This is a genomic window from Streptomyces flaveolus (genome assembly GCF_014648815.1).
In the GTDB taxonomy this organism is placed as follows: domain Bacteria; phylum Actinomycetota; class Actinomycetes; order Streptomycetales; family Streptomycetaceae; genus Streptomyces; species Streptomyces flaveolus.
The window spans coordinates 79,062-102,275 of sequence record NZ_BMRV01000012.1 but is presented as its reverse complement, the minus strand read 5'-3'; the positions used below and the strand labels follow the sequence as shown (position 1 = coordinate 102,275).

Below are 23,214 nucleotides of genomic sequence, written 5' to 3'. Positions count from 1 at the left end.
GGCTCCCCGCGGTGAACCCTTCCACCGCGAGAAGTACGATCGGCACGGCAGCCGGGTACGCGACGGGCCGGCGGCGCGGCATTCGGTCACCGCTCCGGGCAGCGGACGGCCGCTGGACGGCGGCTCAGAGGTCCTTCCGCAGGAGAACGCACATCGTCTCGTGGCGGCGGATCGACCCGTCGGGAGCTTCCTCGTTCCAGGCGTCCGGGGCGCGGCCGTATGCGACGTAGCCCAGTCGCTCGTACAGCGAGCGCGCTCGGGGGTTGTCCTCCTCAACGGCGAGTTCGGCCCTGCGCAGTCCACGGTGCCGGATCCGCTGTTCGGCAGCACGGACGAGCAGCGTTCCCAAGCCGCGGGACTGCAGCGCCGGCAGCACGGCGAGCTGCCACAAGGTCCCGGCTCCCTCGGAGACCTGGTAGTCGATGCCGCCGATCGCCACCGGCAGATCCACCGGAGTGCATACCGCCAGGTAGTCCACCTCGCCCGACGCAGTGCGCGCCAGCTCTCGCTCCACGTGGCGTAGGTGGGTGGCCGAGCCGGACCAGGTGCACGCCGGCAGATCCTGGGGCAGCAGATCGCGCACGGTGACAGGCAGGGTGACGGTGGTGGCGTCGGCGGAGTCGTCTTCAGTGGTCACGCCCTGAAGCATGGGACCGCGGCGAGGGGACCACAACGGATTTCTCCGCCTGGTGCCGTGCGTCGGCGCCGACCGGGCTCGCCGCCGTCGCTGTCGTTTCGCGCGTTACAGTCCGGCCGCCTGGACCAGTGACGCCCGATCGTCCTCGCCCAGGTGAAGGCCGGTCAGCAATGCGTCGTCGGCCAGTAGACGCCGCACCCATGCCGCGTCGGCAACGAACGCGGCTCGGCAGAGCGCCCGTTCAGGGTGGTCCTTTTCAAGACCGCCGACCGCCATGTCCCACGCGTTGTCGGGGTCGGTCGGTGCGGACAGGGCGGCGGCTATGAGCACGAGCCCGAACAACTCGTTCCGGCGTGGGGTCGATGGATCGGCAGTCAGTCGCAGCAAGTACGGGAGGACCGAGGGCATCACGGCGCTGATGGACATCGGTCCTGACATCACGAGCCAGTCCAGGGCTCGTTCGGCCGTCTCAGCCGCGTCGGGATCGAGCAGTCCGCGCAGGACGACCGGGACATCGACGGGGCACCCAGGAACGGCCGACCACTCCACGTCCTCGCAACCTGCCAGTGCCGGATGCGAGGAAGCCTCGTCCGTCAGGTGAGGATGGGCCGCTGTCAGAACTGCTGTTGCGGCCACCGCTGCGGCCTCGTGATCCACCTTGCACACCGGCATGCCTCCCAACCGCCGATGGTTCTCGCCCGGCGGACATGGACCACATCGACGCCAGGAGTCTGCCAGAGCCCCGGCAGAGGGCGGTCAGGCGTCAGGGTCGACTTCGGGGTGCGTGAACCGCACGGGCTTGCCCAGCGAGCGGGCGTACGCGATTTCGGCTCGGGTGCTGTCTCCGATGTAGTCGCCGACTACGAGCACCTCATCAGCGAGCCGGATCTTCGCCCGGTGCAGATCGTCGAGTCGCGCCTTCAGCTCCTCGGCCTCTCCAGGAGAGGACCAGAGTTCGTGCGGCGACTTCATGTCACAGCCCGGTTTGACGACAATCCTTCCGGCTTTGGTCTCCCGCACTTCGGCCTCGGTCATCTCGGTCATGAAGCGGGTGGAGCCGCAGATCACGACGATACGCGGGAGGCTCAGCTGCTTCTTCGCGTCGGCGAGCTTCTCCTCCGGCGTGAGCAGTTGCGGGTACGACACCGGTTCCTCCTGGTGGTGTGGTCCAAGGGGTGCCTGCGGAGACGAGAACGAGGGTTTCCGGAATCGTTTTGTGGCGCACGACGCGGACACCCTCGCGACGGCACTCTATGCGACGACCGACGGCATCCTGGAGGAGCACCGTCCCACGCTCGCTGATCGCCTACGGGGTGGTCCACGTGAGATCACCGTTCGAGGGGTGGTGGCATGGTCATGAAGGAACAAGTACGGGAGACGTTGCCGGAAAGCTGACCCCCCACGCCACGAACCGGCCTCCTTCATCCGGCCGGCCCCCGCTCAGCGGGTCCGGTAGCGCGCGTAGATCAGACCGCTGTCGAAGGCACGCTCCTCAACCAGCTCGAGGTCGAGGCGGACGCCGTCGGGGAAGAACCGCTTGCCGCCGCCGACCACGCTCGTGGTGATGAACAGGTGGTACTCGTCCACCAGGCCGGCCGCGATCGCCTGGGCCGCGAGGTTCGGGCCGTCGACGGTGAGGTCGCGATCGGCCTCGGCCTTGAGCCTGCGCACCGCGTCCGGGTCGAAGGTCCGCTCGATCCTGGTCTTCGCACTGGACACCGACTCGAGCGTCGTGGAGTACACGATCTTCTCCGCGGCCTGCCAGTCGCGGGCGTACTGCAGGATGTGCGGCGGCTGCCCGGGCTCGGTGTGCGCGGTCTCCCAGTAGACCATCGTCTCGTACATCCGCCGGCCGTAGAGGTACGTGCCCACGGGGCGGAAGAGGTCGTTGACGAAGGTGTGCACCTCCGGGTCCTCGGCCCCGGTGCCGAGGCCGCCCTCCGCCGCCTCGGCGTAGCCGTCGAGCGAAGTGATCATCGAGTAGATGAGCTGTGCCATGCGTCTCCTCCGGGGCGAGCGCGTCACGCGGTCGGCGGTCCTGCGGATTGTGACTCCCGCACGACCCGGAACTCATCGATCGGCCGGCCCTGCCGCGCACCTTCCAACGATGGCCAGTGCTCCGCGACTCCCGTCAGCGTTCCGCAGCCGTCGCCTCGGCCGTCGTCTCCTCGGCCGTCGTCTCCTCGGCCGTCGTCTCCTGTGCCTTTTTCGTGGCCCTTTCCGCCTTCTCCGCCTTCTTGGCATGGCCCGGGGGGCGGCGCTGGGTCTGGGGTGCCCCGCTGTCCTTGGGTGCCGCGGTGGGTGAGTCCGTGGCGGGCGGCGTGGGCGGCGCCGTCGTGGCCGGGGAACCGTGTGTGGCCGCCGCGTCGACGGCGGATTGCCGGTGCGGTCCGTGTGAAGCGGGGGGAATTTCGTCGCCGGGGGTGTCGTCGGGGGACGTGCCGACAGAGGCGCCGCGGTCGGACGGCTGCGCCGGGGCGGGCGTGGTGGCCGTCTCCGACGGTCCTGCGCCGCGAGGAGCGCCCGCTTCCGCCGTGGGACCGCTCGTGACCTTGGGTGCGCTCCGGTCCTCGCCCTGGGGCGCGGAGTCGTCGGTGACGGCGAAGGCGGTTGCCATGACGGCGGCGAGTGCAACGGTCGCGCCGGCCACGAGGGGGCGCCTTCGCGCGGGCGTGGGGCGCGGAGCGGTCTGCTCCCTGCCGGGCAGCACATTCCTGTGGGTGCGGTCGGCCGTCTGCGAGGGTCCGTGGTCGGCGACCAGGCTCGTGGAGTGCGCTACCGGGCCCGTTGCCGCCGGGAGGGACGTCTCGGCCACCCCCGCCAGTATGCGGGCGCAGTCGTGGGCTGTCGGGCGGTTCAGCTCGTCCAGGTCCGTCATGTTCCGCAGTACGTCTGCCAGTCGTACCGGCAAGTGCTGAGGCAGGGCGGGCCGGCGGTGCAGTCGTGCGATCGCGGCCTCCAGGGGGCCGCCGTCGTACTCGAGCCTGCCCGTGAGGCACTCCAGGAGCACGAGGCCGAGGGCGTAGATGTCGGCGGGTCGGCCGACGGGCCGGCCGAGGACCTGCTCAGGCGAGAGGTAGGCGGCCGTGCCGGTGAGGGTGCCGGTGGCGGTGCGGGTGGTGGCGTCCAGGAGTCGGGAGATGCCGAAGTCGGTCAGGTAGGGGCGGTGGGAGGCGTCCAGGAGGATGTTGGACGGTTTGACGTCCCGGTGGACGATCCCCTCGTCGTGTGCGTGAGCCAGCGCCTCGGCGAGGCCGGCGCCGAGTTCGGCGGTCTCCGCGGGAGACAAGGGGGCCATGGCGATGCGGTTCTTCAGCGTGCTGCCCTCGATCAGTTGCATGACCAGGAAGACACGTCCGTTGTGCCGGCCCGCGTCGTAGGCGGTGACGAGTCCGGGATGGTGCAGCCGGGCCAGGATCACTGCTTCGCTGTGCACGTCGTCCCCGAGGTCGGCACCGGTGTCGGGCCGGAAGACCTTGACCGCCACCGGTCGCCGCAGCCGCAGGTCGAAACCGCGATGGACGTCCGCGGCTCCGCCGGAACCGAGGAGACCGTCGAGACGGTACCGGCCGCTCAAGACCTCGGCGGAGCATCGGGAAACCATGACCCGGGCCGACTCGCGAATCCTCATTCCCTCTCCCACCGCATCGGGGTCGCACACCCGTGGTGAGCCGTGGCCGGCGCACCGCTGGGCTCAGGTACCCAGAGAGAGGCGGCATATCCCGCGTCGCCTCGAAGAGCGGGGGGGCACCTCAACGGCTCCCGGTGAGGGCGGCCTTGCCACGAGACCCCGCGGGTACCTGCTCCGCCCGGCGCGCCACGCCCATGCCGAACAGGGAGCCCACCGCGATGAGGCGCGGCCCCTGCGGCAGGATGGGCCCCATGACCGAGATCCGCACCCCCCGCCTCCTTCTCCGCCGCTGGCACGACGACGACCTCGCGCCGATGGCGGACATCAACGCGGACCCGCGGGTCATGCACTGGATCGACGACGGCTCGGTGCACGACCTGGACCACACGGCGGAGTCCATCGAGAGGTGGGAGGAGGAGTGGGACGAGGAGGGCTTCGGGCTCTTCGCCGTCGAGCTGCTGGCCTCGGGAGAGCTGGCCGGCTTCACAGGTCTGTCCGTGCCCGAATTCCTGCCGGAGGTGCTGCCCGCCGTGGCGATCAGCTGGCGGCTCGGCTCACCGTTCTGGGGCCAGGGATACGCGTCCGAAGCGGCCCAGGCCACGCTGGAGTTCGCACTCCAGGACCGTGGCCTCGACCGCGTCATCAGCATCAACCAGGTGGGTGACGACGCCTCCGAGAACGTCATCCGCAAGCTCGGCATGGTGCCGGAACGCGAGACGGCCCACCCGGTGTACGGCTATCCGCTGCGCGTTCACGCCATCGATCTCACCGAGTTCCAGGCCTGAACCGGCTCGGCCGTCAACGGGCCGTGAGATGACGGAAACCGTCGTCGGGCCCGGGTACCGAAGTCCGGGCGGCCCCCCTCTGCCGCTCACCCCGTTCCGATGTCGTAGGCGGTGCCGTCCGTGACGGCGCGCTCAGCTCGGCGAGCCGCTGCCCGGTCGCCGTCATGTGCAGCCGCATGCGCTCGGTGAAGCGCTCCTGCGCGTTCACCACGGTCACCCGCACGTCCTCGCGCCGCTTCACCCGGGCCGCCAGCGGAACGGCCGCGGCCATGCCCGCGTATCCCGCTCCCAGAATCACCACTCGGTGCGCGGTCGCCGTGCCGGTCTCCTGCCGTGCGCTCACTTCGGTCCTCCTCGGCTCGCTTGCTGACACCCCGGATGGGAGCAGGCGGCCCGGACGTGACATGACCCGAAGGTGACGTGCACCACACACCAGCCTGCCGACTGGATCTTCCGGAGCAGCGGTCTCCACTTGCCCCCACCATCGACTACACAGCTTCTTCACTGTCACCATGTGCCTCATGACGCACATCACCAAGGGCGCCAACACCCCTGTCCCCGCAGCTCTCCTGCGGGTCGCGGTCTGTCGGCACAACGTTCCGGGCGCGCCGGCCGTGGACGCCTCCGCCCTGCTGCTCGACGCCGCCGGCAAGGTGCGCGGCGATGCCGACCTCGTCTTCTACAACCAGCCCGCGCATCCGTCGGGGGCCGTACGCCACGCGGGTACGGCCGAAGGGGGCGGGCAGCTCGCCGAGTGGCTGGAGGTGGACCTGCCGCGCGTGGAGCCCGCCGTGCAGCGGGTGCTCATCGCCGGATCCTGCGACGGCGGGGTCTTCGGCCAGGTACCCGGGCTGCACGTACAGGCCCTGACGGCCGACGGCGCGGTGGTGGCTCACTACGCGGTGAACGACGCGCAGAACGAGACGGCGTTCGTGCTCGGGGAGTTCTACCGCAGGAACGGGCAGTGGAAGTTCCGGGCGGTGGGCCAGGGTTACGCGTCCGGACTGGCGGGTCTGGCCACGGACTTCGGCATAGCCGTGGCGGAACCGGCTCCGCCGGTCCAGCAGACCCCAGCACCCGTCCCGCCGCCTCAGGCCCCGAGCCCGGCCCCGGCGTATGTCGCGCCCGCCCCGTCCCCGACGCTCGCCGCCCCGATGGCGCACCCCGCACCGGCCGCACCGCACGTCGCACCGCCGTTCACGGCCGCAGCCCCCGCCCCCGCCCCCGCCCCGGCGGACGCCGTGCCCCACTCCTTCGGCCCCGAATTCCCCCCGTACACCCAGCGCGGGCAGGGCAACGGCGTGGTCTCCGTGGACGCGCCCCTGCCGCCGGGGCCGGTCGTCGTCGAGGCCTGGCACCAGGGCGAGGGCTACTTCGGCCTGCACACCCTCAACCGTCGCAACAAGGACGACGACCTGCTGTTCAACTCCACTCTGCGCGACTTCCGCGGCCGGGTCCTGGTCCAGCCCCCGAAGGACCGCCCCCTGCGGCTGCGCGTGGAGGCGGACAACGACTGGACGGTGCTCGTGCAGCCCCTGTCGGTGCTCCGTCGCCTGGGCCCCGGCCCCCTCCAGGGGTACGGCCCCGAGGTCGTCGCCTACACCGGGCCCGTGGCCGACCTGGACGTGGACTTCGCCGGCGACGAGGACGGCGGCGGCTACTTCGGCCTGTGGAGCCTGGAGGCGTCCCGCCTGCACGACCTCGACGACCGCGACCTGCTGGTCAACGACACCGACCCGCTGCGGCAGACGGTCCCGATCGCCGACGGCCCGCTCCTGCTGCTCCTCGAGGCCGACGGCGCCTGGCAGCTCGGCGCCCGCCCCCTGCACGTGCCCGACCAGGCCGCCGCACAGGCCGCCGGCGCCTACACCGGCAGCGGCGAGAAGACGCTCACGCTGGTCAACCCGACCCCGGGGCGGCCGGCCCTGCTGGAGTACGCCTGCCCGGGCAGCAGCGGCGGCCTCGGCCACCGGCTGCTGCTGGTCGACGAGTACGACGACGAAGAGGAACTGGTGCAGGGCTACCGCCACGGGGAGCACGGCCGCACCCTGCTGTTCACCAAGGGCGAGTCCCAGGTGCGGCTGCGGCTGGCGGACGTGGCCGGCTGGAGCCTGCGCCTGCTGCCGGTGGAACAGGCGCCCCTGCTCACCGGACCGGCCGAGGGCCGGGGCAGCACGGTCTTCCGCTACGAGGGGCCGCCCGCCCTGCTCGGCCTGTGCCGGACCGTCTCCGGCGACCAGGTGGTGACCACGCGTACGGTCCAGGCCGACGGCCGGTCGAAGATCTCCGCCGACACCACGCGCCGCCGACCGGTCACCGGGCCGCTGTGGGTGACGCAGGCGGGCTACTGCTACGTCCAGGTCTGGGCCACCGACGAGAGCGGCTGGCGGATCGAGCCGGCCGCCCTCGCCACCGTGCCGGTGCTGGACCGGGCGCCCGTCGAGGGCCAGGGCTACGGAGTCGTACGCCACGTCGGACCCGGGACCGAGGTCATGATCCAGCACGACGCGCTCGGCGGGGCCACCCTGCCGGTGCTGTGGGAACTGGACGAACGCCTGGAACCGGTACGCCGGATCAGTACGGCTTCCGGTCTGCAGCGCATTCCGAGCGGGTATCTCCAGATCCGGACGTCCGGCCGCTGGGCCATGGAGCCCCGGGTGTGAGCCGGCGGACGACGAAGGAGCGCCGAGTGGCACACTCTGCGGTGTGCCGCTGACCTTCGACGACCTGCTCACCCGGGCCCGTGCCCTCCCGCGCGGCGGACGGCGCGCGATCCTCGGCATCGCCGGGAGTCCCGGCGCCGGGAAGTCGACGCTCGCCGAGGCCCTGGTGCGGGAGCTGAACGGGACGGACGGGACGTGGGCCGCGCACGTCCCCATGGACGGCTTCCACCTCGCCGACGCCGAACTGGACCGGCTCGGCCGCCGGGACCGCAAGGGCGCACCGGACACCTTCGACGCGGCCGGGTACGCGGCACTGCTGCGCCGCCTGCGCGAGCAGGGGACCGACGGCGGAGGGGACGCGGGGGACACCGTCTACGCGCCCGGCTTCGAGCGGGAACTGGAGCAGCCGCTCGCCGGGGCCGTCCCGGTGCCGCCGACGGCCCGGCTGGTCGTGACGGAGGGCAACTACCTTCTGCTGGGCACCGGTGCGTGGAGGCGGGTGCGGTCCTGGCTCGACGAGGTGTGGTTCTGCGAGGTGCCCGAGGAGGAGCGGGTCCGCCGACTGGTGGCCCGGCACGAGGAGTTCGGCAAGTCCCCCGAGGACGCGGTGGCCTGGGTGCTCGGCACCGACCAGCGCAACGCCGACCTGGTGACCGCGACCCGCGACCGCGCCGACCTCGTCGTACCGGAAACGGCACTGACCCGCCTCGCCCCGCCGCGCTGAACTCCGCCGCCTCGCACGACGTACCGGTGGGCATGACGGACGAGGAGCGGTCGGACACCCGGTGGCGCCGGTGCGCGGGGCCGTGGACGGTGCCGGTGCTCGTGGCCGTGCTGCTCGCCCAGATGGCGTTCGCCATGGTGACCACGGCCGTGCGGCAGACGCCGACGATCGACGAACCCGTGTACGTGGGGGCCGCCGCCGACTATGTGCGGGAGCACCGTCTGCGCTACAACCCCGAACACCCGCCGCTGGGAAAGCTGGTCGTCGGCGCGGGCGTCGCGCTCGCCGGTCCGCGCGTCGACCCCTCCTTCGAGGGCGGCCAGAGCGCATGGGGACGGCATCTGCTGTACGAGTCGGGCAACGACCCGTGGCGGCTCATGCTCTGGGCGCGGCTCCCGGTGATCGCGCTGACCCTGCTGTTCGGGCTGGTGGTGTTCGCGTTCGCCCGCGAACTCGCCGGCCGCGCGGGCGGCCTGGCGGCGCTCGCCCTGTACGCCTTCTCCCCCGACGTCGTCGCCCACGGCTCGCTCGCCACCCTCGACGCGCCCGCCGCCGGTTTCGTGCTGACGTCGGTGTGGCTGCTGTGGCGCGCCCGGGACCGCCCACGGCTGTACCTGCCGCTCGCCGGGGCCGCGCTGGGGGCCGCCCTGGCGACCCGGGCCAGCACCCTGCCCGCGGTGCCGGTGCTGCTGGTCCTGGCCGCCCTGTCGACCGGGTCACGGGTGCGCGGGCGCAGGGCGGTTCGGGCGGCGGCGGGCGCCCTCGTCGTGGCGGTGACCGCGATCGCCGTCGTGTGGGCCACGTACCTGGCGGTCGATCCGCGGCTGCGTGGCACACCCGGTCAGGCGCTGCCCGGCGTGCCCGGCCTCAAGGGCGTCGTGGTGGACCTGCTGCCGTTCCCGGAGGCCTACCGGGACGGGATGCGGCTGCAGTTCGGCCTGGAGGGCCACCCGTGGCAGGGCTTCCTGTTCGGCCGGCTGTACACGGGGTCGCTGTGGTACTACCTGCCGGCCGCGCTCCTGGTGAAGACGCCGCTGGGCGCGCTCGCCCTGTGGGCCGCCGGGTCCGTCGCCGTGGTGGCGGTACGCCGGCTGCGGCCGGCCGCGCCGTACCTGCTGCTGCCGGCCGTCGTGCTGCTGGCGTCCGCGATGGCGGGCTCGCGGAACTTCGGCACCCGGTACGCGCTGATCCTGCCGATGCTCCTCGCGGTGGCGGCGGGGTCTGTCCTGGCGGCGCGGGTGCGGTGGGCGCCGGCCGCGACGCTCGCGCTGGTGGCGTTCGTCGCGGTCAGCTCGGTGCGGACGTACCCGTACTACCTGCCGTACGCCAACGAGGCGTTCGGCGGGCCGGCCAGGACCCGGCTGCTGCTGCACGACTCGGCCGTGGACTGGGGCCAGGACCTGGGCCGCCTCGCCGACCGGCTGCGCGAGCGGTACCCGGGCGAGCGGGTCTGGCTGGTCTACAAGGGCAGCGGCGTACCGTCCCACTACGGCATCGAGGCCGCCGACCCGCGGTCGGTGCCCGCGCGTGAGGTGCGCGGGCTGCTGGTCGTCTCCGACTCGGCGGCGGCCAAGGCGACGGGGCGGCTGGCGGCGCTGATCGACAGCAGCCGGCCCGTCGACGACGTCGGCCACTCGATCACGGTCTACCGCCGATGAGCCGCGCGCGACGTGCACGGCGTGCGACGCGCGCGACCGCCGGGCGCGCGCCGCTAGGACGCCGCCTTCGGGAATTCCTCGGCGCTGACGTGGGGCAGCACGCCGCTCGCCACGCGGTAGCGGCCGTTGGGCACATCGGCGGACTTGCCGACGTGCACCGCCAGCGGGCCCGCCCACTCGTAGCCGCGCCGCTCGGCGTGCCGGACCAGGCTGTCGGTGAGCACCTGGCCCACCCGGCCGTCACGACGCGTCAGTTCCTCGTGGACGACCTCGTCGAGCTCGACGTCGTAGGCGTTGGGGACCATGACCCGGCCTTCGGCGCAGACCACGGCGTTGTTGTCGCACTCGGTGCGCAGGGCGTCGAGGATCTCGACGGGTTCCTTGTCGAGTACCCGCGCCCACAGCGCTTCCCAGCGGTTCTCCAGGGCCTTCTCCAGCGCGCTGATGGCGCCCATGCGTGTCACCTGCCGGTGTTCGGGGTCGGATGCTTCTCGGGATCGGATGCCGTGGGGGACGCGCGCTCGGCGCGCGGCCGCGGCGCGGTCACTCCTCGTCGTAGTCGTCGGGGCGCACGTGGGCCTCTTCCAGGGCCTCGCGCATGGTCCGGCCGGTGCCACCGGGCGGGCGCGGGGCGTTCTCGTCGCGCTGGTCGAGAACGTCGTCGGTGGTGTCGGTCTTCGGCCGGTTCTCTTCCGGGACGGTCATGACGGGGGCTCCTCGTCGCTGGTGTCGGGTTCTTCCGTGGCGGCGGGTTCCCGCCCGGCGCGGTGCTATCCCCCGCGGGACGGGATGCCCGTGCGCGCGGGCCCCGATCGCCCTGGACAGGGCCCGTACGGGCGCGGCCGGTGGGCTATGTTGACCTCCGTGGGAGACAAAGGAGGCGCACCCGTGCCATCGCCGCAGCAGGCACGCGCGCAGGCATCGGCGATCACCTCGGGACGGACGGCCCCGGAAACGGAGGTCTCCCCCACGTCCCAGCTGAGGACGTTGTTCGACCGCCCCCGGCTCTCCCCGGGCCAGCGGCGCATCGCCCAGTACCTCATCGAGAACCTCACCGAGGCGGCGTTCCTGTCGATCACGGATCTCGCCGACCGCGTCGGCGTGAGCCAGCCGTCGGTGACGCGGTTCGCGTCGGCGGTCGGCTTCAGCGGCTACCCGGCGCTGCGGGAGCGGCTCCAGTCGATCGCGCTGGGCGGCCGCGGCGGCACCCCGGCCGAGGAGAACGGCGGCAACGAACTGCAGGCGGCCGTCGACGCCGAGATCGAGAACCTGGAGAACCTGCGGCGCGACTTCGCCGACCCCGGGCAGGTCATCGAGACCGGCCGGAAACTGGCCGCGTCGGCGCCGCTGACCGTCCTCGGGCTGCGCATCTCCGTGTCGCTCGCCGAGTACTTCGCCTACGCCGCCCGCCGCGTCCACCCCGACGTCAGGCTGGTCACCCGCGGCGGCAGCGTCGCCTACGACGCCCTGCTGCAGTCCCGGGAGGCGGGCGGGACCTGGGTGCTGGCCTTCTCCCTGCCCCGGCACGCCCAGGAGACCCTCAACGCCGTCCGGGTGGCCCGCGGGGCCGGGCTCAAGGTCGCGTTGATCACCGACCTGGCGCTCGGACCGGTGGTCGACGAGGCCGACATCGCCTTCGCCACCGGCACGGGGTCCCGGCTGGTCTTCGACTCGTACGCGGCGCCGGGCGTGATGTGCGCGGCGCTGCTCCAGGCCATGACCGACGCCGATCCGGAACGGACACAGGCCCGGCTGGAGGAGTACGAGCAGATCGCCGAGCAGCACCACTTCTTCCTGCGGGACTGACTCCCCCTCTCCCGGCCGCCGGGCGCCCGGGCGCCGTCAAAGCAGGCATGAATGTTTTCATACGTCTTGCAAAGCAGATGGCATATATAAATACTGCTCACGGATCGCGACCCGGACGCCCGGATCGCGACCGCACCTGCGCGAACACCTTGGCCGCCGACTCCTACCCGCTCCGGCGCCCCGGGTGTTCGGTCGGGCATCGCCTGCGCGAGCGCCCGCGGCGGTCCCGGTCATCCCCTAGGCCGGGGCCGCCTCACAACGTCGCAGCACCCCGTCGACGCCGCACACCCGGAAGCGATGATCATGCCCCTGACGACCACGCGCATCAGCCCGGACTGGCCGTGCCAGGTCAAGAGCCCCGGCAGCTACGACTGGGAGCGCTCGGCGGCCAAGTGGCTGCGCGAGCTGGTGCCGGCCCGTTACGCCGGTTACCCGGCACTGATCCGGCATCCCGTCCTGCTCGCCCGCCATGCGCAGATCCAGGTCCAGCACGAGCTCCGGGTGGCCCGTACGGCCCTGCAGACCGCCCGGGCCGACCTGCCGCGGCTCGGCCTGCCCGAGTCGGTCATCGAGCACACGATCAAGCTCTACGCGGCGGAACTGCAGCAGTTGCAGCACATCGCGCGCAGCGTGCGCGCGGTCACCGAGGCCCTGGTGGAGCGGGGTGCGGCCGGGCGCTGACCCGCGCCCTCGGTGGCGCGGGACGGTCACTCCGGGAGCATGCCCCGGGGCGGCCGGCAGACGTCCACCCCTCGCCTCGGAGCCGGCGGCGGAATCACCTTCCGACGAGCGGTCATCGAAGCCCGGTCCATGTGCCATGCTCGTCGCGTGACGAGCGAGCACGCCACGCCGACGGATTCCGGCGCCGCGCCCGACCTGGCCACACTGGCCCGGGTCGTCGCCGGACAGCATGCCGAGATCGACCGGCTGCGCGATCGTGCCACGACGGCGGCCGTCGTGGCACGGGCCGAGGGCGCCGTCATGGCGCTCACCGGCGTCTCCGCCGAGGCGGCGCGCGAGACGCTGAACCAGCGCGCGAAGGCCGAGCGGCGCACGCTGCTGGAGGAGTGCTGGATCACGCTCGGCACCCTGCCCCCGCCGCCCGGCGCGCACCCTGCGCCCGGGCCCGCCGGCTCCGGCGTCACGGTCTCACCCCCCACCCCGCGCCTCTCCGACGACGACGTCTCGGACGGCGGTCTCTCGCAGGACGCCTCGGCCGCACTGGCCGGCCTCGCCGAGGCCTTGGTGCGCGTCGGCTCCCCACGAGAACTCGCCCGGTGCCTCAGGGAGCGGCTGGCGCCCGGAGCCGGCGCGGACGCGGTGGTGCTCTACGCCCGGCTGCCCTCGGGCGGCCTCGAACTGGTCGGCCACGCCGGGATCGACGACGCCCTGGCCGCCCGGTGGCAGCAGGTGTCGCCGTGGAGCGGGATCCCCCCGCTGGAGGCCCTGCGCGCCGGTGAGCCGCGTTGGCTGGACGACACGGGGCGGACCGGCGAGGGGTGGCCGCCGGCCGGTGATCCGTCCGGTCAGGGGCGGTCGCAGGCCTGGCTGCCGGTACCGCCGGGCGACGTGTGTCTCGGGGTCCTGCGCCACGACGACGGCCCGTTCGCGCCCGGCGACCGGGACCACCTGCGGGCCGTCGCCCGCCTGTGTGCCGGGTGGCTGCGCACGTTCGGCGGCCGGACGGAGTCCGCCGGGACCGGCGCCGCCGACGCCGTGCGGCGGGTGTTCGACGCCCTGCCGGTCGCGGCGGTGCTGCTCGCTCCGGTGCGCGCACCCTCGGGGCGGGTCCAGGACTTCCGGATCGACGCCGCGACCCCGCACGCCGCGCGGTTCGCCGGCGGCGACGGCACGGACCCGGTCGGCCGGCGGCTCCCCCAGTGGCTGCCGGACGCGGTGGCCGAGCCGCTGCGGCAGGCCTGCCTGCGCACGCTGGCCACCGGGGAGCCGTACGAGAGCGAGCCGTTCGCCCACCGGGACGTGGCGGACGGTGCCGCGGAGCCGGCCACGTACTCGGTGCGGGTGGCGCCACTGGGCGACGGGCTCGTGCTGTCCTGGGTCCGGTTCGACGCCTCCGACCGGCAGGAGCAGCGGCTGGCCGATCTGCAACGGCTGGGCAACCTCGGCTGGGCGAACTGGGACCTGGTCACCCACGAGGCCGCCTGGTCCGACCAGGTCTTCGCCATCTTCGGCCGCGATCCCGCACGCGGCCCGGTCGGCCTCTCCGGCCTGCCGGGCCTCGCGCTGGCGGACGACGTGCCCGCGCTGACCCGGGCCGTGGTGGCGCTGACGCGCGAGGGACGGCCGTGCGACGTCCCGTTCCGGACCAGGACGCCGGCCGGTGTCCGGCACCTGCGGATCGTGGCGGAGGCGGTGACGGACGGCGAGGGCACGCCCGTCGAGGTGCACGGCTTCGTCCAGGACCTGACCGCGCGGCGCCGGGCGGAGCTGGCGCTGGTCGAGAGCGAGCGGGCGATGCTGACCCAGCACGACGTGCTGCTGGCCGAACGGACGCTGGCCGCCCGGTTGCAGGACGCGTTGCTGCCCCTGCCCCGGGGGCCCGTGCGGCCGGCCGGGCTGCGCGTCGAGGTCGCCTATCTGCCCGCGCAGGCAGGTGTGCAGGTCGGCGGCGACTGGTTCAGCGCCATAGAACTCCCGGACGGCGACGCCCTGTTCGTGGTCGGAGACGTCGCCGGTCACGGTGTGGACGCCGTCGCCACGATGGCCCAGCTGCGCTTCACCGCCAAGGGCATGGTCGTCACGGGTTCCTCGCTGACCGGCGCGCTGGCCCGCCTCAACGCGCTGCTGCTGCACTCCCGGGGCGCCCACGGCACCGCCAGCATGGTCCTGGCCCGCTACTCTCCCGGGCGGCGACGGCTCGTGTGGGCGCAGGCCGGTCATCTGCCGCCGCTGCTGCTGCGCGCCGGGAAGGCCAGCTACCTCGAGCGGCCGCGGGGCATCCTGCTGGGGGCGAGCACCACCCCGGTCTTCGCGGAGGCGGAGTGCCTCTTGGAACCGGGCGACCGTCTCCTCCTGTACACGGACGGCCTGGTGGAGCGGCCTCCCGACGGCATCGACCGGGGCCTGGAGCGGCTCGCCGGGGCCGCCGCGGCCCACGAGGCCGACGGGGCGGGCACGCTGGAGCCTCTGCTGGCCGCGCTGCTGCCCGGGGACGAACTGCGGGACGACGTCTGCGTCCTCGACATACAGGTGCCGGACGGTCCGGCGCGACGGGCGTAGCCGGTACGTCAGTCCACCGGGTGGCCCGCCTCGATGGTGAGGGCGTCGCCGAGCCGGAGCAGCGGCCGGCCGGACGTCTCGCGCCCGCCCCACTCGACGGGGTCGAGGACGAAACCGACGTGGTCGCCTCCGGTGACCCGCTCCACGACCCGGCCGACGAACCAGGCTTCGACGTCCTCCAGCACGACCGCCCCGCCGTACTCGTGGCGTCGGCGGACCTGCTGGAACTTGTCCACGTCGTCGCCGGTCTGCCCGCCGAACACCTCGGCCATTCCGTGCTGTTCCCGGGCGAGCAGGTGGACGGCCAGGTACTCGGCGGAGCGGGCCACCCGGAAGGTCCGGTTGACCTCGGACAGCCATACGACGAACCGCACGGGGTTCATGGAGCACTGGGAGGCGAAGCCGACCAGGCAGCCCGCCTCCTCCCCGCCCGCGGCCGCCGTCACCACGCACATGTCCGGGTCGAGCCTGTCGAGAAACACGTCCATGCCCGCCATGCTAGGCGGGCCGCAGCGGACGGGGGCGGATCGGGTCCGTCAGCTCTCGAGAAGCCGGTGCAGGGCCGCCTTGGCCGCGTCGACGAAAGCGTTTCGGCGCGGCTCGTCGAGGGCGTCCAGCGACAGGTACGGGTTGAGGTCCTCCAGTTCGACCAGCAGCAGCGCGCCGCCGGGAGCGCGGCAGGCGTCGACGCGCTGGATGCCGTGCTCGATGCCGTTCCACTCGATGAACCGCCGTGCGAACGCGAGGTCGTCGGGGGTGGCTTCGTAGGGTTCCAGCTGCCAGCGCCGGTCGGGGTGCGGCGCGTACAGGGCGTACTGGAAGTCGTGGTCGACGAAGTAGAAGGAGACCTCGTAGGCGAAGTGGACGCGCGGCTGGACGAGGACGTCACCGGCTTCTGCGCGCACCGCCTCCCGGACCCGGTCCGCCGGCACGAACCGCAGCCCGAGCGAGTCGGCACCCAGCTTCGGCTTCACGACGTACTCCTCCGCCGCGGGCAGCCGGTCCAGGTGCTCCGGCCGGTCGGCGGTGGGGATGACGGGGTAGCCGGCGGCCGTCAGGTCGAGCAGATACTGCTTGCCTGCCATGTCCGCCCGGCCGGTGAGCTGGTTGTAGACGCGGGCACCGCACTCGGCCGCGCGCTCGCGGAAGGCGTCGTACGCGGCCCGGTGGCCCAGCACCGGACCGCTGTTGCGGACGACGACGGCGTCGAAACCGTCCAGCAGCGCGGCGGCGTCGCGCGGGTCGCACAGGGCCAGGTCGAAGTCCTCGCGCAGCCGGGAGGTGAGGAAGATGTCCTCGTCGCAGTAGCGCCGTCCCTGGGCCTGATAGGCGAGGTCGGTGACGTAGAGGACGCGGGGGCGGGCGGACGGCATACGGAACTCCGGAACTCCTCGGGATGACCGCATGTGATCGTATGCGATCACTCGGGAGGGAATGGCGGGCTCCTCGGTACCTCTGCACCCCTGCACCTCTGCACCCTGCACTCAGTGCCACGTTTCCCTCGTCGACCACCACACCTCCCCCACTCGGGGCGGGAATTCTGCGGCATGCAGTGTCTTTACGAGTGGCACTCAGTGCCATACTCTGTCGTCGTGCACGGTGGCACGGTCTGCCGAGCACACGCGTGCCCGGGCAACCGGCGCACGCCGGATTCCGGCCCGAGTGCAGGGAGTTGACAGCGTGTACCACCCCTCAGGAAGCGTCGCTCAGCAGGCAGCCGGCCCCGCGACGGCCGTACTCGACCCCAAGGCCCCGGATACCGACGCCATCTGGTTCCAGCGCTGCACCTGGTGCGGCACCTCGATGTACCACCGGCTGCTGTGTCCGGTCTGCCGCGGCAGCGACCTGCGCACGGAGCGCAGCGAGGGCACCGGGACGGTGCGCCACGCCACGGTGGTGCACCGCAACACCCCCGCCGCGCGCAATGTGTCCCTGATCGAGATGGCCGAGGGATTCGTCCTGCGGGGCCGGGTCACCGGCCCGCTCATCGGCATCCACAGCGGGGACCGGGTGCGGCTGTCCACGGCCAAGGACCCGGTACGGGGCGAGCCGGTCTTCCAGTTGGTCGACGAGCCGTACCGCGCCTGGACCTGACCCGGGCCGTCACGGCGTGAGCGTGATCGTGATCCCCACGGTGCCGTCCAGCCCCCGGCGCAGCCGGCTCCCGAACAGGGTGAGCCGCCCGACGATGCCGTACTTGCGGGCGATGAGCCCGCGGTAGCGGCCGGCCGTGGCCGCGTCACCGATCTCGGCGGTCGCGGGGATCTGGTCGCCGGTCGGATTGCCCCGCACGTCGCAGGGGCCGACCAGGACGTCGGCACGCCTGCGGATGCGCTTGACCTTCCACGAGTCGGCGGCCGTCCACACGCCGAGCACGTCCCCGTCCCGCACCACCCACACCGGGGTGGCGACCGGGGTGCCGTTCTTGCGGTAGCTGGTGACCAACAGGTACTTGCCGGCACCGAGCCGGGCCAGTGACGCCTCGTCCATGGTCCGGAAGTCTAGGCCCGCTCGTACCGGCGCGTTACCTGTACGCGACAAGTGCGCGCGCCGGGGCTCAGGTCAGGGCCGACGCCATCCTCCGCACCGCCTCGGTGATCACCTCCGGAGAGGTGGCGAGGTTGAGCCGGACGTGTCCCGCCCCGCCGGTGCCGAAGTCCGGGCCCGGGCTGAGCGCCACCCGGCCGCGGTGGAGGAAGGCCTGGGCCGGGTCGTCGCCGAGGCCGAGCGCGCGGCAGTCGAGCCAGGCCAGGTAGGTGGCCTCCCCCGGATGGTGGACGACGCCGGGCAGGTGCGCGGCCAGCAGGTCGGTGAGCAGCCGCCGGTTCTCGTCGAGCCCCGCGAGCACGGCGTCCAGCCAGGCGGTGCCGTCGCGCAGGGCGGCGGTGTGGGCGATGACGCCGACATGGCTCGGACCGTGTCCGACCTCCTCGGGCATCCGGGCCAGGTCGTCGGCGGCGCCGGGCCCGGCGAGGGCGAGCGCCGCCTTGAGCCCGGGCAGGTTCCACCCCTTGGACGCCGACATCAGCGACAGGCCGCGTTCGGCGCCGGGGACGCTCAGGTACGGCACGAACCGCACGCCTTCGGCGACGACGGGCGCGTGGATCTCGTCGGCCACGACCCGGACGCCGTACCGCTCGGCGAGCGCGGCGACGGCGGCCAGTTCCCCGTCGGTGTGCACGGTGCCGGTCGGGTTGTGCGGGCTGCACAGCAGGTAGGCGGCCCGCCCGCCGCCGGCGACCGCCCGCCGGAAGGCGTCCTCCAGCACCTGCGGATCGATCCGCAGGTCCGCACCGAGCGGCGCCTCGACGACGCGCCGGTCCAGGTGCGTCACGAACTGGTAGAACGGCGGGTACACCGGCGGGTTGACGATCACCGGGTCGCCGGGACCGGTGACCAGCTTGAGCATCTCGACGACGCCCAGCATCACGTCGGGCACGATCGCGGTGCGTTCCACGGCGAGGCCGTCCCAGCCCCAGCGTTTGCCCGCGAAGGCGGCCAGCGCCTCCGCGTAGGCGGTTCCGGCGGGGTAGCCGGTGTCGCCGAGTTCCATGGCTTCGGTGACGGCGCGCACGACGGGCCGGGCGAGCGGCACGTCCATCTCGGCCACCCACAGCGGCAGCACGTCCGAGGGGTGGGTGCGCCACTTCATGCTCGTACGGCGGCGCAGCCGGTCGAGGGTGAGGGCGCGCAGGGGGTCGGGTTCACCGGGCGGGTCCTGCGGGATCCTGGTCATGGGGCTCAAGATAGGTGGCCGTGGTGTGACCGGGAAACGGGACGACGGGGTGCCGGGGGCGCCGGCCGGGGCGTTCCTGGAGGTCGCGTGCGACGAGTCGGGGTCGGACGGGGAGAACCTCACCGGCGGGAACACCGACGTGTTCGCGCACGCCAGTGTGTGCCTGCCCGCGGCCTCGGCCGCCGAGGCCGTGTCGGCGGTACGCGACCGGATCCGGTCGCCCGCGGAGGAGTACAAGGCGAACCATCTGCTGCGGGAGAAGCACCGGCCCGTGCTGGAGTGGCTGCTCGGCCCGTCGGGACCGATCCACGGACACGCGCACGTCCACCTCACCGAGAAGGCGTACTTCGTGGTGGACCGGACCGTCGCCCTGCTGCTCGGCGATCCGGCCGGGGCGCTCCCCCTGTTCCGGGCGGGGCGGCGGGTCTTCGGGGACGAGAGCTGGCGGGAGTTCCTGACGTCGGCGAACCGGCTCCTGTGGGTGCGCGGCAACGGCGACGGCGACGGCACAGACGCCGAGGACCGGGCGGCGCCCGTCGACGCCTTCTTCCGGGCGGTCGGCGTGCTGCGCGGGGCGCGGCCGCCGTCCGGTCCGGCCGCGACCCTGGAGCGGCTCGCGGCGGCCCGGTCCCGCGCGGACGCCCACCGGGCCCACCTCACGGCCGGACCCGCGCCGATCCCGGTCCTCGAGCCGCTGCTGCCGGCCGTCGTCGCCACCGCCGCGCACTGGAGCGCGGCCGGACGGCCGGTCCGCCTGGTGCACGACCGGCAGAACACCCTGACGCCCGAGCGCATCGCCTGGATCGAGGAGCGGGCCCGGCTCGGCGGCGTCCGCCTCGACGGGCTGCGGCTGGTCCACGCCCGCCTCGACGCGCGGGTCCAACTCGCCGACTTCCTGGCCGGGATCGCCCGCACGATCGCCTCCGACGCGCTGGGCGGACGGGGTGACGCCGTGCTCGCCGGGCTGTTGCGCCCCTATCTCGACGCCGCCTCCGTGTGGGGCGACGAGGGCAGTTGGCGGCGGCTCGCCGGGGGCGGGGCGGGATCACCCGAGTGGTGAACGCGACCGTCCCCGGGCCCGTATGGAGGGAGGGCGCTCGACGTCCGCAGGCCCCCGCGGTGGTGACGCCGCGTATCCGGGTTCGGGAGCGCACGCATGAGGCACGCACGACGACGCATCGTCCGGCGAGTGGCACGGCTGGCCGCCGTCGGCGGACTCCTCCTGGGCGGCACGATGGTCACCCGGGCCGTGGCGAGCGAGCCTCCCGGCGCCCCGGCCGCCCCGCACACGCTGGCCCTGCCGGCGTCCGACACCGGCAGGGCTCTCGTGGCACGCCTCGGCACCTCCCGTACGGCGGGCCACTGGGTCGGCTCCGACGGGCGGCCCGTCGTCGCGGTCACCGACGACGAGGCGGCCGACGAGGTGCGGCGTGCGGGCGCCGGGGCGAAGGTCGTCCCGCACAGCATGGCGGAGCTGAAGTCGGCGGCGTCCGCGCTGCGTTCGGCGCCCCGGGTGGCGGGGACGGCGTGGGCCCTGGACTACCGGTCGAACGAGGTGGTCGTACGGGGTGACAGCACGGTCTCCGGGCCCGACTGGTCACGGCTGACCCGGGTCGCGAAGGACATCGGGGGCTTCGTCCGCATGGAACGCACCGAGGGCGCGTTCACGACGCGGCTGAACGGAGCGCGGCCGATCCTGTCGACGGCCGGCCGCTGCTCGGCGGGCTTCAACGTGACCGACGGCCGGAGCGACTACATCCTCACCGCCGGACACTGCGGGCCGACGGGGTCGGTCTGGTTCGGGGACGGCGGGGGCGACCGCCAGCTCGGGAGGACAGTCGCCGGGAGCTTCCCCGGGGACGACTTCTCCCTGGTGGAGTACGCGAACGGCAGGGCGGGCGACGGCGCCGACGTGGTGGCGGTCGGCGACGGCAAGGGGGTGCGGATCACGGGCACGGGTGAAGCGGCCGTCGGGCAGCGGGTGTTCCGCAGCGGCAGTACGAGCGGCCTGCGCGACGGTCAGGTCACCGCGCTCGACGCGACGGTGAACTACCCGGAGGGCACGGTCACCGGTCTCATCCAGACGAATGTGTGCGCCGAGCCCGGGGACAGCGGGGGCCCGATGTTCTCCGAGGGGATCGCGCTCGGTGTGACCTCGGGGGGCAGCGGCGACTGCGCCAAGGGCGGTACGACGTTCTTCCAGCCGGTGACGGAGGCGCTGACGTCGCTCGGCATGCGGATGATCGTCTCGTCGCCGGACGGGTCCGGGCAGCGGACCGCGCCGCCGCCGTCGGCCTCCGGTGGCGCCGCTCCGGGTGCGGCGTCGCCGGGAGCGCCGGCGCCGGTGACGGGTGTCGACGGCTCCACGCTGCTGTCCCGGCTCACCGACCGCCGCAATGTCGGCCCAGGGCTGCTGGTGATCGCGGGCAGCCTGATCGCTCTGGCGGCGACCCGGTGGCTGCGCGCGGAGCAGGACCGCAAGGCGTACCGGCGGTACTACTCGGCGACGTGGGGCTGAGCCGTGGTGGGCGCCGACGGACGAAGCCGGCGGCGCCGTGGCGGACGGCCGGGGCCGGTACGAGAAGAGCACCCCTGCATGGGGGTGCCGGGGGCCGGGGCTGCGATGCGCCGAGGAGCCCGGGCGGTCAGGCGGCTTTCGCGGGCTCGGGGGCCGCGGAGGCCCACTCCAGGACGAGCCGCTGGTACTCCTCGCGCTGTTCGACGCTGAGTGTCCCGCCCGACCGGAGCCACAAGGCCCGGATCTCCTCGTTGACCTCGGCAGCCGATCGCTCGGAGGAGGGTTCAACAGTGGTGGACATGCTGTGAAGCATACGGCGCCGGGCGTGAAGACGATGTGAGTAATCGCGAGTCAAACGGACATACCGGACCGTGTTGCTGATCACGTCGATCTTCCCATCTGTCAAGACCCACCGGCGAGTTCGTTCACCGTGGCTGTGTCCTGGCGCACATGACCCGTCTTCACCGATGTCGTGCGCATCACGGCGGTGAAGGGTCGGCGAGGGGTGCCGGTGCACCGGGGATGGGTACGGCATCGACGTGACGGCCGTCACCCGGGCGGCCGGCCCCCACCCGCCACCAGCGAAGGGCACGCCCTCCATGACGTTCTCCCTCGGCATCGTCGGTGCCGGTCAGTTCTCCGGCCAGTTCGCCAGGCTGTTCCTGGCCCATCCCGGTGTGAGCGACGTGTACGTCACCGACCTGCTCCCGGAGCGGGCCGAGCGGCTCGCCGCCACCGAAGGGCTCACCGGTACGTTCCCCACCTACGAGGCGATGCTGGAGTCGAGGGCGGTCGACGCCGTCGCGATCTTCACGCAGCGCTGGACCCACGGCCCGCTGGTGCTCCAGGGCCTGCGCGCGGGCAAGCATGTGTACTCGACGGTCCCGATGGCGATCAGCGCAGAGGAGATCGCGGAGATCATCGAGGCGGTCGAGGTGACCGGTCTCACCTACATGATGGGTGAGACCAGCCACTACCACCCGGCCACCGTGCACGCCCGCGACCGGATCGCCGAAGGCGCCTTCGGGCGGCTCTTCTACGCCGAGGGCGACTACGTCCACGACATGGATCTGGGCTTCTACGACGCCTACCGGTACAGCGGGGGCGAGGAGTGGAAGGCCACCGCCAGCTATCCGCCGCTGCTCTACCCGACGCACTCGGTGGGCGGGGTGCTGGGCGCCTGGCGGACGCACGCGGTGAGCGTCTCGGCGATCGGCGTGGTGGACGAGCGCGGGGACGGTGTCTTCGACCGGTCGGTCAGCCGGTTCGACAACGACGTCTCCAACGCGACCGCGCTGTTCGAGGTGGCCGGCGGCGGGTCGTTCCGTACGAACGAGTTCCGACGGGTCGGCTACCCGTCGTTCATCCGGGAGTCCCGTTTCCGCTTCTTCGGCACCGAGGCGAGCATGGAGCAGCTCGCCACGGTGGCGCTGTGGCAGGACAAGAACGGGGTGGAGGACATCAGCGAGCTGCTCGAGCCCAAGCCCACCACGGACCCCGACGATCCGTCCCTCCGGCATGTCGCGCCGGAGCTGCGGGCCGCCTTCACCTCGGGTTCGGCACCGGTGCACGACCGGACGCGGCTGCCTCGGTCCTTCGACCGTCTGCACAACGGGCACGAGGGCAGCCACCACTTCCTGGCGGACGACTTCGTGACCGCGGTCGGCACCCGCACCCTGCCGCCCGTCAACGCGTGGGTCGCGGCCCGCTACACCCTGCCGGGCATCGTCGCGCACGAGTCCGCGCGGCAGGGCGGGGTCAGGCTGGAGATCCCGGACTTCGGGGACGCGCCACGGGGGTGACGGGGCCGTGCTCG

General features: G+C 73.0%; 24 protein-coding genes and 1 pseudogene. 11 read left to right on the top strand and 14 right to left on the bottom strand.

Going from position 1 to position 23,214, the window contains the following annotated elements; genetic code table 11:
• Window positions 1–124: 124 nt before the first annotated feature.
• The 6 genes from IEZ05_RS25460 to IEZ05_RS36845 all read right to left on the bottom strand — a co-directional run bounded on the left by IEZ05_RS25460 (window position 125) and on the right by IEZ05_RS36845 (window position 4,521).
• Window positions 125–649: a GNAT family N-acetyltransferase gene (locus IEZ05_RS25460; RefSeq protein ID WP_189232582.1), complete on the bottom strand. Its 525-nt coding sequence runs from the start codon at window positions 647–649 to the stop codon at window positions 125–127.
• Between the two features lie 93 nt (window positions 650–742).
• The gene (locus IEZ05_RS25455) at window positions 743–1,309 is read right to left on the bottom strand and encodes a hypothetical protein (protein ID WP_229869851.1); all 567 of its coding nucleotides are present in this window, start codon (window positions 1,307–1,309) and stop codon (window positions 743–745) included.
• 84 nt (window positions 1,310–1,393) lie between these two features.
• Window positions 1,394–1,783 (bottom strand): hypothetical protein, encoded by a 390-nt coding sequence (locus tag IEZ05_RS25450; RefSeq protein WP_189232581.1) that lies wholly within the window; start codon window positions 1,781–1,783, stop codon window positions 1,394–1,396.
• A gap of 294 nt (window positions 1,784–2,077) precedes the next feature.
• A complete protein-coding gene (locus tag IEZ05_RS25445; protein ID WP_189232580.1) occupies window positions 2,078–2,635 on the bottom strand; it encodes a dihydrofolate reductase family protein in 558 nt (185 codons plus the stop codon).
• Window positions 2,636–2,768: 133 nt separating this feature from the next.
• Window positions 2,769–4,268, bottom strand: a complete 1,500-nt coding sequence (locus IEZ05_RS25440) for a serine/threonine-protein kinase (protein WP_229869850.1) — start codon at window positions 4,266–4,268, stop codon at window positions 2,769–2,771.
• A 121-nt stretch (window positions 4,269–4,389) separates the two neighbouring features.
• The gene (locus IEZ05_RS36845; RefSeq protein ID WP_268255234.1) at window positions 4,390–4,521 is read right to left on the bottom strand and encodes a hypothetical protein; all 132 of its coding nucleotides are present in this window, start codon (window positions 4,519–4,521) and stop codon (window positions 4,390–4,392) included.
• Here IEZ05_RS36845 and IEZ05_RS25435 point away from each other — a divergent pair.
• The gene (locus IEZ05_RS25435; RefSeq protein ID WP_189232579.1) at window positions 4,520–5,053 is read left to right on the top strand and encodes a GNAT family N-acetyltransferase; all 534 of its coding nucleotides are present in this window, start codon (window positions 4,520–4,522) and stop codon (window positions 5,051–5,053) included. The two genes, IEZ05_RS36845 and IEZ05_RS25435, sit on opposite strands and share 2 nt — an antisense overlap.
• Before the next feature lie 124 nt (window positions 5,054–5,177).
• Here IEZ05_RS25435 and IEZ05_RS25430 read toward each other — a convergent pair.
• Window positions 5,178–5,324 (bottom strand): annotated as a pseudogene (locus IEZ05_RS25430) (FAD-dependent oxidoreductase); the annotation flags it as partial.
• Window positions 5,325–5,574: 250 nt separating this feature from the next.
• On the opposite strand from IEZ05_RS25430, the gene IEZ05_RS36840 reads away from it, so the two are divergent.
• From IEZ05_RS36840 to IEZ05_RS25415, 3 genes are read left to right on the top strand one after another with little or no spacing between them, the layout of a single operon-like run.
• A complete protein-coding gene (locus tag IEZ05_RS36840; protein WP_268255233.1) occupies window positions 5,575–7,716 on the top strand; it encodes a TerD family protein in 2,142 nt (713 codons plus the stop codon).
• Between the two features lie 43 nt (window positions 7,717–7,759).
• Window positions 7,760–8,440, top strand: a complete 681-nt coding sequence (locus tag IEZ05_RS25420; RefSeq protein WP_189232578.1) for a nucleoside/nucleotide kinase family protein — start codon at window positions 7,760–7,762, stop codon at window positions 8,438–8,440.
• Window positions 8,441–8,472: 32 nt separating this feature from the next.
• Window positions 8,473–10,098 (top strand): glycosyltransferase family 39 protein, encoded by a 1,626-nt coding sequence (locus tag IEZ05_RS25415; protein ID WP_189232777.1) that lies wholly within the window; start codon window positions 8,473–8,475, stop codon window positions 10,096–10,098.
• Between the two features lie 53 nt (window positions 10,099–10,151).
• Here IEZ05_RS25415 and IEZ05_RS25410 read toward each other — a convergent pair whose 3' ends face one another.
• Together IEZ05_RS25410 and IEZ05_RS25405 are read right to left on the bottom strand one after the other, a co-directional pair.
• Complete coding sequence (locus IEZ05_RS25410) at window positions 10,152–10,553, bottom strand: DUF3662 domain-containing protein (RefSeq protein ID WP_189232577.1); 402 nt, start codon at window positions 10,551–10,553, stop codon at window positions 10,152–10,154.
• A gap of 88 nt (window positions 10,554–10,641) precedes the next feature.
• Window positions 10,642–10,803: a hypothetical protein gene (locus IEZ05_RS25405; RefSeq protein WP_189232576.1), complete on the bottom strand. Its 162-nt coding sequence runs from the start codon at window positions 10,801–10,803 to the stop codon at window positions 10,642–10,644.
• A gap of 183 nt (window positions 10,804–10,986) precedes the next feature.
• Here IEZ05_RS25405 and IEZ05_RS25400 point away from each other — a divergent pair, with 183 nt between their 5' ends.
• The 3 genes from IEZ05_RS25400 to IEZ05_RS25390 all read left to right on the top strand — a co-directional run bounded on the left by IEZ05_RS25400 (window position 10,987) and on the right by IEZ05_RS25390 (window position 15,144).
• On the top strand, window positions 10,987–11,904 hold the full coding sequence (locus IEZ05_RS25400) for a MurR/RpiR family transcriptional regulator (protein WP_189232575.1): 918 nt from the start codon (window positions 10,987–10,989) through the stop codon (window positions 11,902–11,904).
• A gap of 297 nt (window positions 11,905–12,201) precedes the next feature.
• Entirely contained in the window at window positions 12,202–12,585 is a 384-nt protein-coding gene (locus IEZ05_RS25395) for a hypothetical protein (RefSeq protein ID WP_189232574.1), read from the top strand.
• Between the two features lie 129 nt (window positions 12,586–12,714).
• A complete protein-coding gene (locus IEZ05_RS25390) occupies window positions 12,715–15,144 on the top strand; it encodes a SpoIIE family protein phosphatase (protein WP_189232573.1) in 2,430 nt (809 codons plus the stop codon).
• A gap of 8 nt (window positions 15,145–15,152) precedes the next feature.
• Here IEZ05_RS25390 and IEZ05_RS25385 read toward each other — a convergent pair whose 3' ends face one another.
• A complete protein-coding gene (locus IEZ05_RS25385; protein ID WP_189232572.1) occupies window positions 15,153–15,641 on the bottom strand; it encodes a flavin reductase family protein in 489 nt (162 codons plus the stop codon).
• A gap of 39 nt (window positions 15,642–15,680) precedes the next feature.
• A complete protein-coding gene (locus IEZ05_RS25380; RefSeq protein ID WP_189232571.1) occupies window positions 15,681–16,517 on the bottom strand; it encodes an ATP-grasp domain-containing protein in 837 nt (278 codons plus the stop codon).
• Between the two features lie 307 nt (window positions 16,518–16,824).
• Between IEZ05_RS25380 and IEZ05_RS25375 the strand changes: the two genes are divergently transcribed.
• Window positions 16,825–17,238, top strand: a complete 414-nt coding sequence (locus tag IEZ05_RS25375) for a Zn-ribbon domain-containing OB-fold protein (RefSeq protein WP_189232570.1) — start codon at window positions 16,825–16,827, stop codon at window positions 17,236–17,238.
• A gap of 9 nt (window positions 17,239–17,247) precedes the next feature.
• On the opposite strand, the gene IEZ05_RS25370 is transcribed toward IEZ05_RS25375, so the two are convergent.
• Together IEZ05_RS25370 and IEZ05_RS25365 are read right to left on the bottom strand one after the other, a co-directional pair.
• On the bottom strand, window positions 17,248–17,634 hold the full coding sequence (locus IEZ05_RS25370) for a PPOX class F420-dependent oxidoreductase (protein WP_189232569.1): 387 nt from the start codon (window positions 17,632–17,634) through the stop codon (window positions 17,248–17,250).
• Window positions 17,635–17,701: 67 nt separating this feature from the next.
• Window positions 17,702–18,880 carry a MalY/PatB family protein gene (locus tag IEZ05_RS25365; RefSeq protein WP_189232568.1) on the bottom strand — a complete coding sequence of 393 codons (1,179 nt, stop codon included), beginning with the start codon at window positions 18,878–18,880 and terminating at the stop codon, window positions 17,702–17,704.
• A gap of 25 nt (window positions 18,881–18,905) precedes the next feature.
• Between IEZ05_RS25365 and IEZ05_RS25360 the strand changes: the two genes are divergently transcribed.
• Window positions 18,906–19,940 carry a hypothetical protein gene (locus tag IEZ05_RS25360; protein ID WP_189232567.1) on the top strand — a complete coding sequence of 345 codons (1,035 nt, stop codon included), beginning with the start codon at window positions 18,906–18,908 and terminating at the stop codon, window positions 19,938–19,940.
• Between the two features lie 96 nt (window positions 19,941–20,036).
• Window positions 20,037–21,398, top strand: coding sequence for a S1 family peptidase (locus tag IEZ05_RS25355; RefSeq protein ID WP_189232566.1), 1,362 nt, complete (start codon window positions 20,037–20,039; stop codon window positions 21,396–21,398).
• A 127-nt stretch (window positions 21,399–21,525) separates the two neighbouring features.
• On the opposite strand, the gene IEZ05_RS25350 is transcribed toward IEZ05_RS25355, so the two are convergent.
• Window positions 21,526–21,711 carry a hypothetical protein gene (locus tag IEZ05_RS25350; RefSeq protein ID WP_189232565.1) on the bottom strand — a complete coding sequence of 62 codons (186 nt, stop codon included), beginning with the start codon at window positions 21,709–21,711 and terminating at the stop codon, window positions 21,526–21,528.
• Window positions 21,712–21,997: 286 nt separating this feature from the next.
• Between IEZ05_RS25350 and IEZ05_RS25345 the strand changes: the two genes are divergently transcribed.
• Window positions 21,998–23,200 (top strand): Gfo/Idh/MocA family protein, encoded by a 1,203-nt coding sequence (locus IEZ05_RS25345; protein ID WP_189232776.1) that lies wholly within the window; start codon window positions 21,998–22,000, stop codon window positions 23,198–23,200.
• Window positions 23,201–23,214: the final 14 nt, after the last annotated feature.

Coding starts and splice junctions, on each gene's coding strand:
- IEZ05_RS25460 (WP_189232582.1), bottom strand. CDS start 649: ATGCTTCAGGGCGTGACCACTGAAGACGACTCCGCCGACGCCACCACC.
- IEZ05_RS25455 (WP_229869851.1), bottom strand. CDS start 1,309: ATGCCGGTGTGCAAGGTGGATCACGAGGCCGCAGCGGTGGCCGCAACA.
- IEZ05_RS25445 (WP_189232580.1), bottom strand. CDS start 2,635: ATGGCACAGCTCATCTACTCGATGATCACTTCGCTCGACGGCTACGCC.
- IEZ05_RS25440 (WP_229869850.1), bottom strand. CDS start 4,268: ATGAGGATTCGCGAGTCGGCCCGGGTCATGGTTTCCCGATGCTCCGCC.
- IEZ05_RS25435 (WP_189232579.1), top strand. CDS start 4,520: ATGACCGAGATCCGCACCCCCCGCCTCCTTCTCCGCCGCTGGCACGAC.
- IEZ05_RS36845 (WP_268255234.1), bottom strand. CDS start 4,521: ATGGGGCCCATCCTGCCGCAGGGGCCGCGCCTCATCGCGGTGGGCTCC.
- IEZ05_RS36840 (WP_268255233.1), top strand. CDS start 5,575: ATGACGCACATCACCAAGGGCGCCAACACCCCTGTCCCCGCAGCTCTC.
- IEZ05_RS25415 (WP_189232777.1), top strand. CDS start 8,473: ATGACGGACGAGGAGCGGTCGGACACCCGGTGGCGCCGGTGCGCGGGG.
- IEZ05_RS25410 (WP_189232577.1), bottom strand. CDS start 10,553: ATGGGCGCCATCAGCGCGCTGGAGAAGGCCCTGGAGAACCGCTGGGAA.
- IEZ05_RS25405 (WP_189232576.1), bottom strand. CDS start 10,803: ATGACCGTCCCGGAAGAGAACCGGCCGAAGACCGACACCACCGACGAC.
- IEZ05_RS25395 (WP_189232574.1), top strand. CDS start 12,202: ATGATCATGCCCCTGACGACCACGCGCATCAGCCCGGACTGGCCGTGC.
- IEZ05_RS25390 (WP_189232573.1), top strand. CDS start 12,715: ATGTGCCATGCTCGTCGCGTGACGAGCGAGCACGCCACGCCGACGGAT.
- IEZ05_RS25385 (WP_189232572.1), bottom strand. CDS start 15,641: ATGGCGGGCATGGACGTGTTTCTCGACAGGCTCGACCCGGACATGTGC.
- IEZ05_RS25380 (WP_189232571.1), bottom strand. CDS start 16,517: ATGCCGTCCGCCCGCCCCCGCGTCCTCTACGTCACCGACCTCGCCTAT.
- IEZ05_RS25370 (WP_189232569.1), bottom strand. CDS start 17,634: ATGGACGAGGCGTCACTGGCCCGGCTCGGTGCCGGCAAGTACCTGTTG.
- IEZ05_RS25365 (WP_189232568.1), bottom strand. CDS start 18,880: ATGACCAGGATCCCGCAGGACCCGCCCGGTGAACCCGACCCCCTGCGC.
- IEZ05_RS25355 (WP_189232566.1), top strand. CDS start 20,037: ATGAGGCACGCACGACGACGCATCGTCCGGCGAGTGGCACGGCTGGCC.
- IEZ05_RS25350 (WP_189232565.1), bottom strand. CDS start 21,711: ATGCTTCACAGCATGTCCACCACTGTTGAACCCTCCTCCGAGCGATCG.
- IEZ05_RS25345 (WP_189232776.1), top strand. CDS start 21,998: ATGACGTTCTCCCTCGGCATCGTCGGTGCCGGTCAGTTCTCCGGCCAG.